Origin of the sequence: Kineosporia succinea, from assembly GCF_030811555.1 — a bacterium.
In the GTDB taxonomy this organism is placed as follows: Bacteria; Actinomycetota; Actinomycetes; order Actinomycetales; family Kineosporiaceae; genus Kineosporia; species Kineosporia succinea.
The window spans coordinates 4,114,240-4,130,467 of sequence record NZ_JAUSQZ010000001.1; the positions used below are offsets into that span (position 1 = coordinate 4,114,240).

Genomic DNA, 16,228 nt, shown 5'->3' on the forward strand with positions numbered 1-16,228 from the left:
AGGGCAACCGGTCGGGTCGTTCACGCAGTTCAGGCCCGTCCCGGCCGGTTCTGCCGGTGCGGCGTGGGCATCTCTGGCATGGTGCACTGTGTCCGAACGATTTTCGATGACGGAGGTTCTCCGTGGACACGCGTAACACCCGGCGCACGTCGGCCGGACTCACGGTGACGGCGACCCTGCTGGCCGCGGGTGGTTCCCTGGTGGTGCTCACCGGCGGCGCCGCCCAGGCGGCGACGGGACCGGCCCAGGTCACCGTCAGCGGTGCTGGTCTCACCTACACCGCGGCGGCGGGCCAGGCCAACCGGCTGACCGTGACCAAGAGCGAGGCGCCGGTCGAGAACGACGAGTCGCCCTTCGGATCGGCGGAGTTCACCTACCGCCTCGACGACAGCGTCGAGATCACCTCGTCCGACGACCGCTGCACCTACCCGACCAGCTCCGACAAGACGCTGCTGGTCTGCACGTTCGTCTACGAGTCGGGGCAGGACCCCGACCGGGTCGGCACCTTCCGGCTGGGCGACGGCAACGACACGGTGAAGTTCGTGAACAAGACCGAGGACAGCTACGACAGCGACGCGTTCGACCTCGGCGCGGGCCACGACACGTACACCAGCACCACCAGCAAGATCGACCCGAACCTGATCGGGGGTGGCTCGGGCAACGACACGATCACCACCGCCTACCAGGTCGGTGACCTGGCCTCGATCGACGGGGGAGCGGGGGCCGACGTCATCCGTACCGCGGGTGACTGGAACCGCGTCCACGGCGGCGCCGGTAACGACAAGATCTACGGCGGTGACGGTCGCCAGGACATCTGGGGCGACGACGGCGACGACCTGATCCACGGCGGCAAGGGCAACGACACCCTGTACGGCGGCCGGGGCAACGACACCGTCTACGGCAACAGCGGCGCCGACACGATCTACGGCAACAGCGGCAACGACAAGCTGTCCGGCGGTCCCGGCACCGACACGCTGCTCGGCGGCACCGGCAAGAACACGATCAAGCAGTAGGCACGCGTCACCACGACCAGCCGCGCTCGGCGAGAAGCAGCTCTCGCCGGGCGCGCAGGTCGCGGCCGGCCAGCCGCACCGGCGGTGGAGTGGCGTGTCCCACCGGGGCGCACTCCGGCGCCGGCTCGGCGACGCCGGCCAGGCAGCAGGCCTTTCCGAGCAGAGCGTCGTAGGCCGCGGCGCGGGCCTCGAGCCGGGCCGCCCGGGCGAAGATCGTCTCGTCGTGGTGCAGCCGGGCCATCTCGTCGGCCAGCACGGCCAGGCGCATCTGCAGGCGCAGCGCCTCGAACGGGTCGGGTGAGGACGCCGGGGGCTCGGCCCGGCGCCAAGGGGAGAGAGCGCGTAGCAGCTCGGTGATCACGGGCAACCCTGAAACGTCGTGGTCGTTGAGGTGCGGCAGCATCGCCACCCTTCACGATACGTTCGGCGCCCTCCTGATCACCACGCGTCCTCGTGCCCTTTGAGCGCATTCACGCCGCAGCCGGACGGGCGCGGAGAGTGATCCGTATCGCCCCGGCGCGGGTCGTCCATGACATTTGGTGCGATCCGTGAACCATCACCCGGTACCGTCTCGTACGGACGTCCGGTTCAGCGGGCCCCGCCTTCACACCGTAGGGAGGGTGGATGAGCGACGCGCGCGCACGCGCCAGCGCCTCGACCGTGCGCGACGAGCTCATGGCTGAGTACCTGCGGGTCAGTGAGCAGATGCTGGCCACGCAGCGCGAGGTGATGCTCGCCTACCTGAACGACGACACCCCCGACCCCGAGGCGGCCGACGAGCGGCCCGTGCGCCGGGTGCGCACCCTGCGCCTGCTCGAGCCCGCTGACGCCACTTCCTCCGGCTCCTGGTTGCTCGTCGGCCGGGGCCCCAGGGTGAACGAACTCGCCGCCCTCCTGCGCTCACACGGTTCGGCGGTGCGGGTCGCCGACGATCTTTCGAGCCCCGTGGTGGACGTCGCGGGCGTCCTCCTCACCGGCCCACTTTCCGAGGCCCCGCGTGCTGCCCTGCCCGACGTCCACCCGCACCTGACGTGGGCGCTGAAGTCCGGGGTGGGGCGTCTCGTGGCGCTGACCGGCGGGGGGACGGAGTCCGACGGCCTCGCCGGAACCCTGCGAGCTCTCCGCCTCGGCCACCCCCACGCCCAGATCCGCCTGGTCGACATCACCGACCGGGCCCCCGAGCCCACCCTGCTCCCCGAAGTAGCCACCGAAGTCCTCCGCCCCGCCCTCCCGAACCCCCACACCCCACCGCCCGCGCCGGGTGCGGCGCCCGCTCGAGGGGTGGTGCCCACCGCGGGTGGGGTGCCTGCCTCGAGAGAAGGGACGTCGGTGGCGGCGGATCGGGCGGCTGAGGTCACGCGCTGGGGTGGACGCTGGTTCCGGGCCGAGATGACGCCCCAGCCCATCACCGGTGACCCCGGCAGTGCGGCCGAGCTGATCCGGGAGGCCGGTCTCGAGCCGGGCAGCGTCGTGCTCGTCTCCGGTGGGTTCCACGGCGTCGCAGCCGATCTGGTGCGCGACCTGGCCCGCGCCGGATGCCGTGTCGACCTGGCCGGCCCGACCGCGCCTGAGCCCCCGGCCGAAGCCCCGGCCCCGGTGTCGTGCGAGGACGAGGGCGACGCGGAGACGGCCCGCGACCTCGCCGACCTCTACGCCGCCCTGGCCCGGTCCGGAGGACTGCTGCCCGGAGCGGTCGATCTCCAGGCGCGCGAGGCCCTGGCCTCCCGCCAGGTCGGGCAGCTGCTGGCTGATCTCGCCACGACCCGCACCGCCGAGGGCCACCTCGCCGACGTCGTGCACCACCGCCTCGACACCGCCGACGAGTCCGAGGCCGTGCGCCTGGTCAAGACCGTGCTCGCCGACCGCGGCCGCCTCGACCTCGTCGTGCACGTGACCGGCGTGACCGAGCACGACCGCACGTTCGCCGGCGTCTACGCCACCGAGGCCCGCGCCGCCCGGTCCCTGCTCAACGCCCTGACCGAGAGCGGCACCTCGGGCGGGAGTGCCACTCCCACCCTGGGCACCGTGCTGCTGACCACGATCGACGCCCCGGCCGAAAGCACGATCCGGGCCGGGCAGTCCGCGCTCAGCGACACCCTCGGCCGGATCGGCGACCGTTACGCCACCACCTCCGGAAGCCGGACCGTGACGATCACGTGTGCCGACGCGTCCGCCCTGGCGCCCCTCGCCCTTCTCGGCGAACTGGCCCACGGCGAACCGCATCTGACCCAGGTGACCTACAGCTGATCGGCCGGGCGGCCCTGAGCGCCCGGGGAACTGACCGCGACGAGGTTCCGGTCTCAGGAACACGCACGCGGAGCCGCATACTCACGGACGTTAGTTGGATCCAATGTTCATTTGTTAGGATCCCGAGAAGTCGAGTCGTGAGGAGATCACGTGTCCGAGACGCTGCGCGACGGTCTGGGCGCCCTGCCCGCCGTGAGCCCGTTCCTGCTGGCGGGGGAGTGGGTGTCCGACGGGCGTGAGCTCTTCGACGTCGTCGACCCGGCCACCGAGCAGGTGCTCACCCAGGTGCCCCAGGCCACCGCGTCCGACGTCGATCAGGCCGTGCGGGCCGGGCGTCAGGCCCTGGCCGACCGCACCTGGACCGGCCTCGACCCGCTCGAACGAGCCCGGGTGCTCAACCGGATCGCCGACCTGATCGAGGCCGAGCTCGAAGATCTGGCCGTCCTCGAGACCCGCGACAACGGCAAGCCGATCGAGCGCTCGCGGGCCGACACCGCCAACGCCGCAAGAACTTTCCGGCACTACGCGGGCGCTCCCTCCCGTCTGGCCGGGGCCACCGTGCCGATCGGTGACGGCCACCACGTCTACACCACGCTGAACCCGGTGGGTGTCGCCGCGCTGATCCTGCCCTGGAACTTCCCGATCATGACCGGGGCCTTCAAGATCGCTCCGGCCCTGGCGGCCGGCTGCCCGATCGTGGTGAAACCGGCCGAGCAGACGCCTCTCACGATGCTCCGCCTGGCGGCGATCATGCGCGAGGCCGGGGTGCCCGACGGTGTGGTCAGCGTTCTCACCGGTGACGGGCGGGTGGGTGCCGCACTGGTGGAACATCCTGGCGTGTCGAAGGTCTCGTTCACCGGCAGCACCGAGGTGGGGCGCCTGGTGGGCCGTTCCGCCGCCTCCACGTTCAAGCGGGTCACGCTCGAGCTCGGGGGCAAGAGCGCCAACATCGTGTTCGCCGACGCCGATCTGGATGCGGCCGTCACCATGGCCATGCGGGCCTCGTTCGGTCACTCCGGCCAGATGTGCACGGCGGGAAGCCGCCTGCTGGTGCAGAACTCGATCCTTCCGGAGATGACGGCGCGGCTCACCGCGGCGGTCGCGAAGGTGCCGATGGGAGACGGGCTGGGCGGCGGGGTCTCGGTCGGCCCGTTGGTCTCGGCGGAGCAGAGGGCGCAGGTGCTCGGCTACGTCGAGCAGGGGGTCGCCGAGGGGGCGGAGCTGGTGGCCGGGGGTGGGACACCCTCCGGCCCGGGCTATTACGTCGAGCCCACGCTGTTCACCGGGGTGCGCAACGACATGGTGATCGCCCGCGAGGAGATCTTCGGCCCGGTCGTGGGCGTGATCGGTTTCGACGACGAGGACGAGGCGATCGCGATCGCCAACGACTCCAGTTACGGCCTGGCGGGCGGGGTCTGGACCAACGACCTGCGCCGGGCTCACCGGGTCGCGGCGCGCATCGACGCCGGCACGATCTGGGTCAACACCTACAACATCTTCGACCCCGCCCTGGGTTTCGGCGGTGTGAAGGACTCCGGCATCGGCCGTGACCTGGGTGATGAGGCGCTGCTCGGCTACACGGAGAGCAAGGCCGTGGTCGTGGCGCTGTAGAGCCACCTGTTCAAATTGGATCCATCTCGCATAGAATTGGATGCAGATGGATCGACGTTGCTATCACGAGGCGGTTGGTGTGGAGAGCTCGCTACAGGTGCGCGGCCCGATCGACGTGGCGGCCGAGCGGGCGCGCACGCCGGGAGCGGCCGTCACGCATCACTTCAATGCCGCGGGCTCGGCCCTGCCGACCGCCTCGGTGGTGCAGGCCGTGGTCGACCACCTCCGGCTGGAGGAGCGGATCGGCGGGTACGAGGCCGCGCACCAGGTGGCCGACCGGATCGAGGCGGTCTACGGCGACGCGGCCCGGCTGATCGGGGCGCAGGCGCCGGAGATCGCGCTGTTCGACAGTGCCAGCACCGGCCTGCGCTCGATCGTCGACGCGCTCCGCCTCGGGGAGAACAAGAGTCGCCTGCTGGTCAGCCGGTCGACCTACGTCAGCCACGCGCTGCACCTGATGAGCCTGGGCCGAGAGCACGACGTCGAGCTGGTGGTCGTGCCCAACGACCCGAACGGCACGATCGACCTGACCGCGCTCGACGGGCAGCTCGCCTCCGGCGGCCCGGCCGTGGTCTGCGTCGCGCACATCCCCACCTCGTCCGGCCTGGTCGAGCCGGTCGCCGCGATCGGCGCCCTGGCCCGGCGTCACGGCGCCCGCTACGTGCTCGACGCCACGCAGTCCGTCGGCCAGGTGCACATCGACGTCACCGAGATCGGGTGCGACGTCCTCGTCACCACCGGCCGCAAGTTCCTCCGGGCCCCGCGCGGCACCGGATTCGCCTACGTCAGTGCCGGCCTCGACCTCCCCCCGACCGCACCCGACGTGCGCGGGGCGGTCTGGACCGCGTCCACCAGCTGGGAACTCAAGCCCGGGGCGCGCCGGTTCGAGACCTGGGAGGCGTCGATCGGGGCACGCGTCGGGCTGGGGGTGGCGCTCGAGGAGGCCCTGTCCCTCGGAACCGAGCAGACCGAGCGGCATCTCGTGGCCCGCGCCGCGTCCCTGCGCGAAAGTCTGGCGGAGACACCGAAGGTGACCGTCCAGGATCCGCCGTGCTCCCCGTCCGCCATCGTGACCTTCACCGTCGACGGCATCACCCCGCTGCGGGTGAACGAGCAGCTCGGCCGGCTGGGCGTGCGCACGGTCTCGGTGCCGGCCTCGCACGCGCAGTGGGACCTGGGCGCGCGGGGCGTGGACGCGGTGGTGCGGGCGTCGGTGCACGTCTACAACGATGACGACGACATGGCTGCGCTGGTGGACGCGGTCGCCCGGATCGCGACGGGGGGCTGACATGACGGACGTCGACGTGGTCGTGGTCGGGCTCGGGATTCACGGCTCGGCCGCCGTTCATGAGCTGAGCCGGCGCGGGGTCGAGGTGCTCGGGCTGGAACGGTTCGATCCGGGCCACAGCCGGGGATCGTCGCACGGACGCACCCGGATGATCCGCCGGGCCTACCCGAACCAGCTCTGGAACCCGCTCGTGGAAAGGGCCTACGCCGGCTGGGCCCGCTGGGAGGCGGCCTTCGGCACCCCGCTCCTGCATCGCACGGGAGGTCTCTACACCTATGCGGGCGAGTCGAGTATGCAGGGGCCGGGTACCTCGGTACTGAAGGGCCGGTCCGAGATGGCCGCGGTCATGCCGGGATTCGTCGCACCGGAGGGGTATGCGGGGGTTCACGATCCTGACGCCGGAGTGCTCGAGGCCTCGACGGCGCTGAGGGGCGCTCAGGAAGGTGCGGTGGCCGACGGCGCTGTTCTCGCGTTCGGCGAGAGCGTGCTGTCGTGGCGTCAGAAGGGGGAGGGTGTGGTCGTGACCACCGACCGTCGCGAGATCAGCTGCCGCAAGCTGGTTCTCACGGCCGGGTCCTGGTCCGGCACACTGGTTCCCGAACTGGCCCACCTGTTCGAGGTCTGGCGCATCGTCACGGTCACCCTGGCCGCCGGGCAGAGCGCCGGGCAGCCGCCGCAGCTCGGCTGCTTCTCGGTCGACCGGCCGGAGGGCCTGGTGTTCGGCATTCCCGACGCCGACGGCAACGGGTTCAAGGCCGGAATCGACGCCGGAAAGGTCTGGGATCCGGACGAACCCGCGACTCCGGCCACGCCGGCCGAGATCGACGAGCTGGTCACCCTGATGACGAGCTACGTGCCGGGCATCGAGCCGGAGGTGGCCGAGGTCGCGTCGTGCCTCTACACCATGACCGCCGACAGACGTTTCGTCATCGGCACCCTGCCCTGGTCGCCCGCCGTCACCGTCGCCGCGGCCTGCTCCGGGCACGGGTTCAAGTTCGGTCCCGCCGTGGGGGAGGCCGTGGCCGACCTGGTGCTCGGGAACCCGCGGGAAGACCTGGAATTCGTCGGCGTACAGCGCCATCACGTGAGGAGTACGCAGTGACGCGCCACTGGAACGACCCGCTCACCGAGGACGAGATCGCCGGGGTGATCGCCCTGGTCCGGGCCGACGCCCGCATCGGTGACCGGCCGCGCTTCTGGGGTATCGCGGTGGACGAGGCCCTCGCCCGCGCCCTGGCCCCCGGTCAGGGCCGCCCGGTGCGCACCGTGGTGATGAACCCGGACGCGCACGCCGCGTGGGAGGTCGCGGCCTGGACGGCCGGCGACGACCGCGAGGCCTCGCTGGCGACCTGGCGGGACGTGGACGCCAAGCGCCCCGGCGTCTCCAGCGAGGAGGCCCGGCTCGTGGCGCAGGCCTGCCGGGAGGACCAGGGGCTGAAGGACGCCCTGGCCAAGCGCGGGATCACCGACGTGTCGCTGGTCTGGGTCGACCCCGAGTCGATCACCGGGTTCGAGCCCGAGGGCTACGAGGACCGCCGGCTTTCGTGGGGCACGGTGTGGCACCGCGAGAGCGCCGACGACAACGGATACGCCCGTCCGGTGGCCGGCCTGGTGCCGATCATCGACCTGGAGACGCTCGAGGTCCTCTCCATCGAAGACCACGGCGTGCTGCCGATGGCCTCCGAGCACGGCAACTACCGTTCGGGCAGCTGGGGTCCCGACCGGGAGGTGTCCCCGCTCGAGATCATCCAGCCCGAGGGGCCCGGTTTCGGCATCGACGGGCAGCTGATCACCTGGCAGGACTGGGCCTTCCGCATCGGGTTCACGCACCGCGAGGGCATGGTGCTGCACGACATCACCCACGCCGGGCGGTCGATCGTGAAGCGCGCGGCGGTGAACGAGATGTACGTGCCCTACCTCGACCCCGACCCCACGGCCTACCGCAAGAACTTCTTCGACTGGGGCGAGTACGGCGCCGGACCGCTCACCGCCTCGCTCGAGCTGGGCTGTGACTGCCTGGGCGAGATCCGCTACTTCGACGCCGCGGTGGTGAACGGCCACGGTGACGCGCGCACCATCAAGAACGCGGTCTGCCTGCACGAGGAGGACTACTCGATCCTCTGGAAGCACGTGAACACCCGCACCGGCGAGGCCGACGTGCGCCGCGCCCGGCGTCTGGTGGTCTCGTTCTTCGCCACGGTCGCCAACTACGACTACGGCTTCTACTGGTCGTTCTACCAGGACGGCATGATCGAGCTGGAGATCAAGCTCACCGGCGTCATGTCGGTCTCGGGCATCGCCGACGACGCGCGGCCGGCCTACGGGCGCCTCGTCAGCCCCAACGTGCAGGCGCCGAACCACCAGCACTACTTCGGCATGCGCATGGACATGGCCGTCGACGGCCCGGTCAACCGGCTCTACGAGGTGCACTCCGAGGTCGAGGAGGACGAGGAGCTCAACCCGTACGGCAACGCCTGCAAGGTGGTACGCACCCCGCTGCTGACCGAGAAAGCCGCTGCGCGCCGGGCCAATCCGGCCGCGTCGACGTTCTGGCTGGTCGAGAGCGACGACACGGTGAACCGGTACGGCGACAAGACCGCGTACCGGCTGTCGATCCAGAACACCGCACGGCTCTTCGCAAAGCCGGGCAGCGTGGTGGAACGCAAGGCGCCGTTCGTCGGGCAGCACCTGTGGGCCTCGGTGTTCGACGGCAACGAGCGGTTCATCGCCGGGGAGTACCCGAACCAGGCCGATCTGGGGGCCGACGGCATCCAGGCCTGGCAGCAGGCCGACCGGTCGCTCGACGGTGCGGAACTCGTGCTCTGGCCGGTGATCGGGGTGCATCACGTGCCGCGTCCGGAGGAGTGGCCGATCATGCCGGTGCACCGCCTCGGCATGCGCCTGGAGCCGGACGGCTTCTTCGACCGCAACCCGTCGCTGGATCTGCCGGCGCCGATGAGCCACGGCGCTGCCGACGAGTGCTGTCACTGAAAGACCAAGGGCGACAATGAAGGACGCGTCGACCGACGCGTCCTTCATCGTCGCCTTGGGGGATCTACCCCCGGAAGACCGTGCTCGACCGGCGCTCGTACCAGTGCGCCAGGTGCTCACCGGCCTTGCGCACGTGCTCACGCATCTCACGGCCGGCCGCCTCGGTGTCACCGGCCGCGAGCGCCGCCACGATGCGCTCGTGCTCGCGGAAGTTCTCCTCGCGCTGCCGGGCGTCGTTGACGATGAGGGCCGACGACACGTTGCGCGGGAACGTCTCGTTGATGTCGTTGACCGCGCGGCCCAGCCGGGCATTGGCCGAGATGGTCAGGATCAGCGTGTGGAAGACGTCGTTGGCGGGCTTGCCGGTGGCCTCGGGGGTCTCACCGCGGCTCACCGCCGACGACTGGTCGTACATCGACCGGTTCGCGCGCCGCAGCTCGTCGAGCTCGGCGTCGGTGACCCGGTCGACCGCCCGGGTGGCAGCCAATGCCTCGAGCTCGGCGCGCACCTCGTAGGCCTCGCGGACCTCCCAGGGGGCCGGAACCCGCACCACGGCGCCACGATTGGGCAGCACCTCGATCAGCCCGCCACTCTGCAGCTGGCGCAGGGCCTCGCGGATCGGGGTACGGCTCACCCCGAAGTCGGTGGCGAGTTCGGCCTGCCGCAGCTGGGCGCCGATCGGGATCTCGCCCGACATGATGCGCTCACGGATGCGCGCTGCCACGTCGTCCACCAGGGCGTGCCCCGATGCAGCGTCCACTGTTGTTCCCTTCGCGAAAAGCTCAACTCGACGAAGCTAGCAGAACTCCACGGATCGGACCCAAGTCCGACAAGTGTGGGTGGGAAGTCTGTCTAATGGGATCCACGACTGTTAAGTTGGGATCCATTCACTGCTTTGGTCGAGGAGGTCGTCGGTGCTGAAGCGCGAGGACAACGAGAAGCTCACCCGGACCGGGCCGGGCACCGCGCTGGGCGGGCTGATGCGGGCCTACTGGCAGCCGGCGGCACTGGTCTCCGAGATGTCCGACGAGAAACCGGTCAAGGCGGTGCGGCTGTTCGGCGAAGACCTGGTGCTCTTCCGTAAGCCCGACCGCACCTGGGGTCTGATCAGCCGGTACTGCGCCCATCGCGGGGTCGACCTGTCGTACGGCCGGCTGGAGGACGGTGGCCTGCGCTGCCTCTACCACGGCTGGCTCTTCAACGCCGACGGTCGTTGCGTCGACCAGCCCGCCGAGCCCGAGCACAGCCGGTTCGCCGACAAGATCCGGGTCTCGAGCTACCCGTGCCAGGAGAAGAACGGCATCATCTTCGCCTACCTGGGCGCCGGTGATCCGCCGCCGTTCCCGAACTACGACTGCTTCGCCGCGCCCGACGAGTACACGTTCGCGTTCAAGGGCCTGTGGGAGTGCAACTGGCTGCAGGGGGTGGAGGGCGGCATCGATCCCAGTCACGTCTCGTTCCTGCACCGCTTCATCGACGAGGACCCCCGCGAGACCTACGGCCAGCAGTTCAGCGAGGAGGTCGAGGGCACCGGCACGAAGCTGTCCAAGCTGGTCGGCGACCACTTCCGGCCCGACATCGAGGTGGAGAGCGCGGCCCACGGCCTGCGGGTGTTCGCGGTGCGGCAGCTGACCGAGGCCCTCAAGCATGTGCGGGTCACGAATCTGCTGTTCCCCAACGCCTTCGTGGTGCCGTTCGGCAGGACCAAGGTGTTCACGCAGTGGCACGTGCCGATCGACGACCACCATCACTACTGGTACATGATCTGGTACGACTACGCCGAGAAGACCGACAAGGAGACACTTCTGCGGCAGCGCCTGGCCGAGGTCAGCCTGCCCGACTACCGCCCGCTGCGAAACCGTTCCAACGACTGGGGTTTCGATCCGGTCGAGCAGAGAACGACCACCTACACCGGCATGGGCCTGGACATCAACGTCCACGACCAGTGGGCGGTGGAGAGCATGGGCCCGATCCAGGACCGCACCGTCGAGCGTCTCGGCGTCTCCGACCGGGCCGTCACCGCGAACCGCCGGCTGCTGCTGAAGGCGATCGACGCGTTCGCCGCCGGTGGGCGGCTGCCCGCGCACCCGCTCGACGAGACGGAGGCCGCCGCCTGCACCGGACCGCTCGCGGTCGACACCACCGCGGCCAACGAGAACTGGCAGGAACACTGGGTTTCCGTGGATGCCGAGCGCCGGCAGGCTTCCCCGTGGGCCTCCCGGTCACCGGAGAACGCCGATGCCTGACGACGCGTCTGCACTCGCCTTCCCGGGGCCGGCCCGGCGCAACCACGACGAGCGCGACGTGGCCGCGGCGGGTGAGGGGCGCAGCGCCCGCCCGATGCTGGCCAAGGACCGCGGGGGGTTCGTCGACGAGTTCGGGCTCCGGAGCGAGGCGCAGTACGCCGCCTCGGCCCAGATGCGCCGGGTGATCGACGAGATCGGCCTGGAGATGGTTCGATTCGCGTTCGTCGACCAGCACGGTCTGCTGCGCGGCAAGACGATCGCCCGCTCCGCCGTCGCCGCGGCCATGCGCTCGGGTCTCACCGCGCCCAGCTCGCTGCTGCTGAAGGACACGTCCGGCAAGTCCGTGTTCCCGGTCTTCGCACCTGACGCCGGACTCGGGGTCCGTCAGCTCTCCGGGGCGGGTGACGTGGTGCTGGTGCCCGACCCGACCACGTTCCGGGTGCTGCCCTGGGCCGCGCGCACCGGGTGGATCCTCTGCGACCTGCGTTTCCCCGACGGGTCGGACGTGGCGTTCAGCACCCGGGACCTGCTGCGGCGCCAGCTGTCGGAGCTGGAGCGCACCGGCTACCGGATGACGGTGGGGGCGGAGCTGGAGTTCCACGTCTTCCGTCCCGTCGCGGGCGTTCCCGGGGCCGGACCCCGGATGGAACCGACCTCCCCCGGTTCCCAGCTGCTGCACGAAGAGGGCCTGGACACCTTCGACGACCTGGTGCAGGCGCTCTACCGGGGGCTGACGGCGCTCGACCTGCCGCTGCGGTCGATCGAGCTGGAGTTCGGGCCGAGCCAGCTGGAGATCACGATGGAGGCCGCGGACGCGGCGGAGACGGCCGACGCGGTGGTGCTGTGCCGCAGTGCCGTGCGCCAGATCGCGCGGCGCCTGGGCTACGAGGCCACGTTCATGTCGAGGCCGCAGGGTGCCGAGAGCGCTTCCACCGGCTGGCATCTGCACCAGTCGCTCACCTCGGCCGAATCGGGGCAGCCGGTGTTCGCGGCGCCGGACGGCCTCTCCCCGGTGGCCCGCGGTTACCTGGAGGGCCTGCTCACGCACGCCCGGGGTGCGGCGGCCTTCAGCACCCCGACCGTCAACGGGTACAAGCGTTATCAGCCCTACTCGCTGGCGCCGGACCGGGTGGCCTGGGGCGTGGACAACAAGGGGGCGATGGTGCGGGCCGTCATCGGCGGCGCGGGCACCCGGCTGGAGAACCGCACCGGTGAGCCGGCCGCGAACCCGTACCTCTACATCGCCTCGCAACTGGTCAGCGGCCTGGACGGGATGCGGCGCGGCCTGGCGCTGCGGGAACCGGTCGCGAACCCCTACGAGAGTGATGCGCCCCGACTTCCGCGCTCGCTCGGCGAGGCGGTCGAGGCGCTGGAACACGATCCGGTCTTCGCCGACGCGCTGGGGGCCGACACGGTGGCCTGGTACGCCGCGATCAAGCGCCGCGAGTTCGAGCGCTACCTGCTGCACGTCTCGGACTGGGAGCAGAGGGAGTACCTCGGGATGTTCTGAGTCCGGTGGCCGATCACTACCCTGCACGGCATGAGGGTGGCGTCGCTGGGGTACCGGACCGATCTGATGCTGCGCGGGCTGGGTGGCTCCGATGTCTCCGACCGCGGGTCGCACCTGGTCGTGCGCACACCGTCGAACCCGGCGTACTGGTGGGGCAACTTCCTGCTGCTGCGGGAACGGCCCGGCCCGGGGGAGTGGCCGGGCTGGGTGCGGGAGTTCGCCCGTGAGTTCCCCGAGGCGCCGCACGTCGCACTCGGTCTCGACCGTCCCGACGGCACGGTCGGGGACATCGACGGCGCGATCGACCTGGGCCTGGACGTTCTCGTCGACACCGTGCTCACCGCCTCCGCGCTGCGGGCGCCGGCCGCGGCCGACGCCGAGATCCGCCCGCTGTTCGGTGACGCCGACTGGGAGCAGGCGGTGCAGCTGCGCCTGGCACTCGACGAGGTCCGCGTGACCCCGGCCCACGCGGGGTACCTGCGGCGCAAGGTGGCCGAGCACCGCCGGCTGGCCGAGGCCGGGCACGGGGTCTGGTTCGGCGCCTTCGTCGAGGGGACGATGCGCTGCGGCGCCGGGCTCTACACCGACGGCGAGGGGGTTGCCCGCTACCAGAACGTGGAGACCCACCCGGGGTTCCGGCAGCGCGGCCTGGCCTCGTCGCTGGTGCACCAGCTCGGCGAGTGGGGCCTGCACCGCCCGGACGTACGCGAGCTGGTCATCGTGGCCGACCCGGGGTACCACGCGATCCGCCTGTACCGCGCCCTCGGCTTCCAGGACACCGAGCACCAGGTGCAACTGCAGCGCCCGCCCTTCGGCTGACGTTCCGGCCGGTCGGCGTCGTCGCAGGTGGGACGGGGTGGAACGTCCCAGGCGGGCCGATCCGGGGACGGCGGGACAAGGCCGGCCGCAGGCTGGGGCCACCCCGATCCCGCTGCGAAAGGCCGCCTGATGCCTGCCGTTCCCCTCCCCGCCGATCTCCCCGCCGGCACCGGTGCGCCCGAGCCCACCGACGCGTCCGTCATCAAGACCCGGCTGCCCCCGATCCGCCCCAGCGAGCGCTGGCCCTGGATCCTGCCCCTCGCGGTCACGTACTTCCGGATGCGCCGCCGGGTGAAGTGGCTCGTCGGTGGTGCGACCTTCACCCGTACCCGCAGCACCGAACCGCTGCCCGTGCTGGTGAAGCGTCACCGCTCGCTGTTGCTCAGGCAGCTCGGCGACGCCGACATGTGGCTCCAGCGCAACAAGGTCATCAACCTGCGCATCGCCGCCGGCCAGCTCGACGGGGTCGTCATCGCACCCGGCGAGACGTTCTCGTTCTGCCGGCTGGTCGGCCGGGCCACCGCGAAGAAGGGCTACGTCGTCGGGATGTTCCTGTCCGGCGGCGAGGTGAGGCCCGACATCGGCGGGGGCATCTGCCAGGCCGCGAACCTGCTGCACTGGATGGCCCTGCACAGCCCACTGACGATCGTCGAGCGCTCGGAGCACAGCTTCGACCCGTTCCCCGACTCCGGCCGCGTGATCCCCTGGGGGACCGGGACGTCCATCTTCTACAACTACATCGACCTGCAGCTGCGCAACGACACCGACGTGCCCTACCAACTGCGGATCCGCGTGGGGGAGACCCATCTCGAGGGGGAACTGCGGGCCGCCGTGATGCCCGCGCACAGCTACCACGTCGAGGCCCGGCAGGAGCGGTTCCAGCAGCTGCGCGGCGTCTGGTGGCGCAGCAACGAGATCTGGCGGCGGGTGATCGACCGGCGCACCGGCAACCACGTCGGTGAGGAGCTGCTCAAGAAGAACCGCGCTCGCGTGATGTACGACCCGACCGTCACCTACACCGACCGCACACCCGGCAGACGGCTGTGACTTCGGGGGTTCGCGGCGCTCGCGGCGGTTAGGGCAAGATGCGGCTTCCCGGGCGATTTCCGTCCCGGTGAGCCGAGCGGACCGGAGCGCACGATGGACGAGCAGGCCGGCCAGGACAGCCTGGCCGCGATGCTGCTGACGCTGAAGGAACGATCGGGCCTCAGCTACGGCGTCCTCGCCCGGCGGCTCCACTCCAGCACGTCCACCCTGCACCGCTATTGCAACGGCGAGACGGTGCCGCTGGAGTTCGCGCCGGTCGAGCGGTTCGCCCGGCTGTGCAAGGCGAGTCCCACCGAACTGGCCGAGCTGAACCGTCGCTGGGCCGACGCGCTCGAGCGGCGGGCCCGGCGCGACGATTCGGCCGCGCCGGGCGATCAGCTCGAGGACGCGTCGGCACCGGTTCCCGACGCGGGTGCCGGTGTCCCGGCGGCCGGGCTCGCGAACGACGGCCAATCACGCTCGGGCCTCGCGAACGACGGCCAATCACCCTCGGGCCTCGCGAGCGACGGCCAGTCCCGCTCGGGCCTCGCGAACGACGGCCTGTCCAGGGCGGACGACGCGGTCGCGTCGGTCGCACCGGTCCCGGGTTCCCGGGACGACCATCACCCGGAATCGGGGGTGGACACGGAGGATTCGATGCAGACCGATGGCGCGGCCTCCGGGCCGCACCCCACCGAGACCATCTCTTCGCCGCCCGTGCCGTCGGCCCGGCGCCGCCGTTTCGGGGCTTTGGCTGTCGTGGGCGCGGTGGCGCTCGCGGTCGGCGTGCCGCTGGGCGTGCTGAACGTCGTGAACGGCTCCTCCTCGGGGACCCCGGGAGGTGACGGGGCGACGCCGGTGACCGCGCCGTCCACCGTCGGCCCCCCGGCACCGCTCGACGTGCTCGTGACCCCGTTCACCCTGTGTGCCCGCGACATCCTGGTCGACAGCACCGCCGACCAGGTGCCCCCGCCGGTCGACGTGCCGGACACCTCGGCCTGGGTGAGTGCGCTCGACGGTGTGGTGACCCACCATCACGACCTGACCGTGACGGTTCAGGGCACCGGCAACGACACGGTGGTGCTGGAGTCGCTGAACGTGCGCACCGTCGAGTCGAAGGAGACGCCGACGGCCGGGAACGTGTTCGTGCTCGGCGACGGCTGCGGGGGCAAGGTGGACACGGCGATCTTCGACGTGAACCTGGACATGCCCCAGCCGAAGCCGAGATCCGCGGCCGGTAACACACTTCCGCTGAAGACCAGCAGCAGTGACCCGGTGCAGCTGCAGGTCGCCGCGGTGGTCGAGAAGCACGACGTGAGCTGGTACCTGGAGCTGGACTGGAGCTCGGGCGGCCGGCACGGCACGCTGCGCATCGACGACCACGGAAAGCCGTTCCGCACCACGGGAGTTCCCGGACGGCCGCACTACTACTGGATGTACGACCAGCGAGAGTGGAAGTACTACCCCGACTGAGGTT

Annotated in this window: 13 protein-coding genes; 11 read left to right on the top strand and 2 right to left on the bottom strand. The window is 70.9% G+C overall.

The window, feature by feature from the left end:
* Nucleotides 1-122 precede the first annotated feature (122 nt).
* On the top strand, nt 123-1,013 hold the full coding sequence (locus tag J2S57_RS17755) for a calcium-binding protein (protein WP_307244309.1): 891 nt from the start codon (nt 123-125) through the stop codon (nt 1,011-1,013).
* A gap of 7 nt (nt 1,014-1,020) precedes the next feature.
* Here the strand turns inward: J2S57_RS17755 and J2S57_RS17760 are convergent, their stop codons facing one another.
* Nucleotides 1,021-1,374, bottom strand: coding sequence for a hypothetical protein (locus J2S57_RS17760; RefSeq protein WP_307244311.1), 354 nt, complete (start codon nt 1,372-1,374; stop codon nt 1,021-1,023).
* A gap of 263 nt (nt 1,375-1,637) precedes the next feature.
* Between J2S57_RS17760 and J2S57_RS17765 the strand changes: the two genes are divergently transcribed.
* The 5 genes from J2S57_RS17765 (at nt 1,638) to J2S57_RS17785 (ending at nt 9,150) form a co-directional block, all read left to right on the top strand.
* A complete protein-coding gene (locus tag J2S57_RS17765; RefSeq protein ID WP_307244313.1) occupies nt 1,638-3,260 on the top strand; it encodes a Rossmann-fold NAD(P)-binding domain-containing protein in 1,623 nt (540 codons plus the stop codon).
* A 150-nt stretch (nt 3,261-3,410) separates the two neighbouring features.
* Nucleotides 3,411-4,871 carry an aldehyde dehydrogenase family protein gene (locus tag J2S57_RS17770; protein WP_307244315.1) on the top strand — a complete coding sequence of 487 codons (1,461 nt, stop codon included), beginning with the start codon at nt 3,411-3,413 and terminating at the stop codon, nt 4,869-4,871.
* Nucleotides 4,872-4,950: 79 nt separating this feature from the next.
* The gene (locus J2S57_RS17775; protein ID WP_307244318.1) at nt 4,951-6,159 is read left to right on the top strand and encodes an aminotransferase class V-fold PLP-dependent enzyme; all 1,209 of its coding nucleotides are present in this window, start codon (nt 4,951-4,953) and stop codon (nt 6,157-6,159) included.
* 1 nt (nt 6,160) lies between these two features.
* On the top strand, nt 6,161-7,261 hold the full coding sequence (solA, locus tag J2S57_RS17780) for an N-methyl-L-tryptophan oxidase (protein ID WP_307244320.1): 1,101 nt from the start codon (nt 6,161-6,163) through the stop codon (nt 7,259-7,261).
* Nucleotides 7,258-9,150, top strand: a complete 1,893-nt coding sequence (locus J2S57_RS17785) for a primary-amine oxidase (RefSeq protein ID WP_307244322.1) — start codon at nt 7,258-7,260, stop codon at nt 9,148-9,150. The genes solA and J2S57_RS17785 overlap by 4 nt, the downstream gene beginning before the upstream one ends.
* A gap of 64 nt (nt 9,151-9,214) precedes the next feature.
* On the opposite strand, the gene J2S57_RS17790 is transcribed toward J2S57_RS17785, so the two are convergent.
* A complete protein-coding gene (locus J2S57_RS17790; RefSeq protein WP_307244325.1) occupies nt 9,215-9,910 on the bottom strand; it encodes a GntR family transcriptional regulator in 696 nt (231 codons plus the stop codon).
* Between the two features lie 154 nt (nt 9,911-10,064).
* Between J2S57_RS17790 and J2S57_RS17795 the strand changes: the two genes are divergently transcribed.
* From J2S57_RS17795 to J2S57_RS17815, 5 genes are all read left to right on the top strand, one after another.
* Nucleotides 10,065-11,396, top strand: coding sequence for a Rieske 2Fe-2S domain-containing protein (locus J2S57_RS17795; protein ID WP_307244328.1), 1,332 nt, complete (start codon nt 10,065-10,067; stop codon nt 11,394-11,396).
* A 94-nt stretch (nt 11,397-11,490) separates the two neighbouring features.
* A complete protein-coding gene (locus J2S57_RS17800; RefSeq protein WP_370882671.1) occupies nt 11,491-12,906 on the top strand; it encodes a glutamine synthetase family protein in 1,416 nt (471 codons plus the stop codon).
* A 30-nt stretch (nt 12,907-12,936) separates the two neighbouring features.
* Complete coding sequence (locus tag J2S57_RS17805; protein WP_307244332.1) at nt 12,937-13,725, top strand: GNAT family N-acetyltransferase; 789 nt, start codon at nt 12,937-12,939, stop codon at nt 13,723-13,725.
* 129 nt (nt 13,726-13,854) lie between these two features.
* Complete coding sequence (locus J2S57_RS17810) at nt 13,855-14,772, top strand: VanW family protein (RefSeq protein ID WP_307244333.1); 918 nt, start codon at nt 13,855-13,857, stop codon at nt 14,770-14,772.
* 93 nt (nt 14,773-14,865) lie between these two features.
* On the top strand, nt 14,866-16,224 hold the full coding sequence (locus tag J2S57_RS17815; RefSeq protein WP_307244335.1) for a helix-turn-helix domain-containing protein: 1,359 nt from the start codon (nt 14,866-14,868) through the stop codon (nt 16,222-16,224).
* The last annotated feature ends 4 nt before the right edge of the window (nt 16,225-16,228 follow it).

What these genes read in the sequence shown, in the direction of transcription:
- J2S57_RS17765 (WP_307244313.1), top strand. Translation starts at nt 1,638, where the DNA reads ATGAGCGACGCGCGCGCACGCGCCAGCGCCTCGACCGTGCGCGACGAG.
- solA (WP_307244320.1), top strand. Translation starts at nt 6,161, where the DNA reads ATGACGGACGTCGACGTGGTCGTGGTCGGGCTCGGGATTCACGGCTCG.
- J2S57_RS17800 (WP_370882671.1), top strand. Translation starts at nt 11,491, where the DNA reads ATGCTGGCCAAGGACCGCGGGGGGTTCGTCGACGAGTTCGGGCTCCGG.
- J2S57_RS17805 (WP_307244332.1), top strand. Translation starts at nt 12,937, where the DNA reads ATGAGGGTGGCGTCGCTGGGGTACCGGACCGATCTGATGCTGCGCGGG.
- J2S57_RS17810 (WP_307244333.1), top strand. Translation starts at nt 13,855, where the DNA reads ATGCCTGCCGTTCCCCTCCCCGCCGATCTCCCCGCCGGCACCGGTGCG.
- J2S57_RS17815 (WP_307244335.1), top strand. Translation starts at nt 14,866, where the DNA reads ATGGACGAGCAGGCCGGCCAGGACAGCCTGGCCGCGATGCTGCTGACG.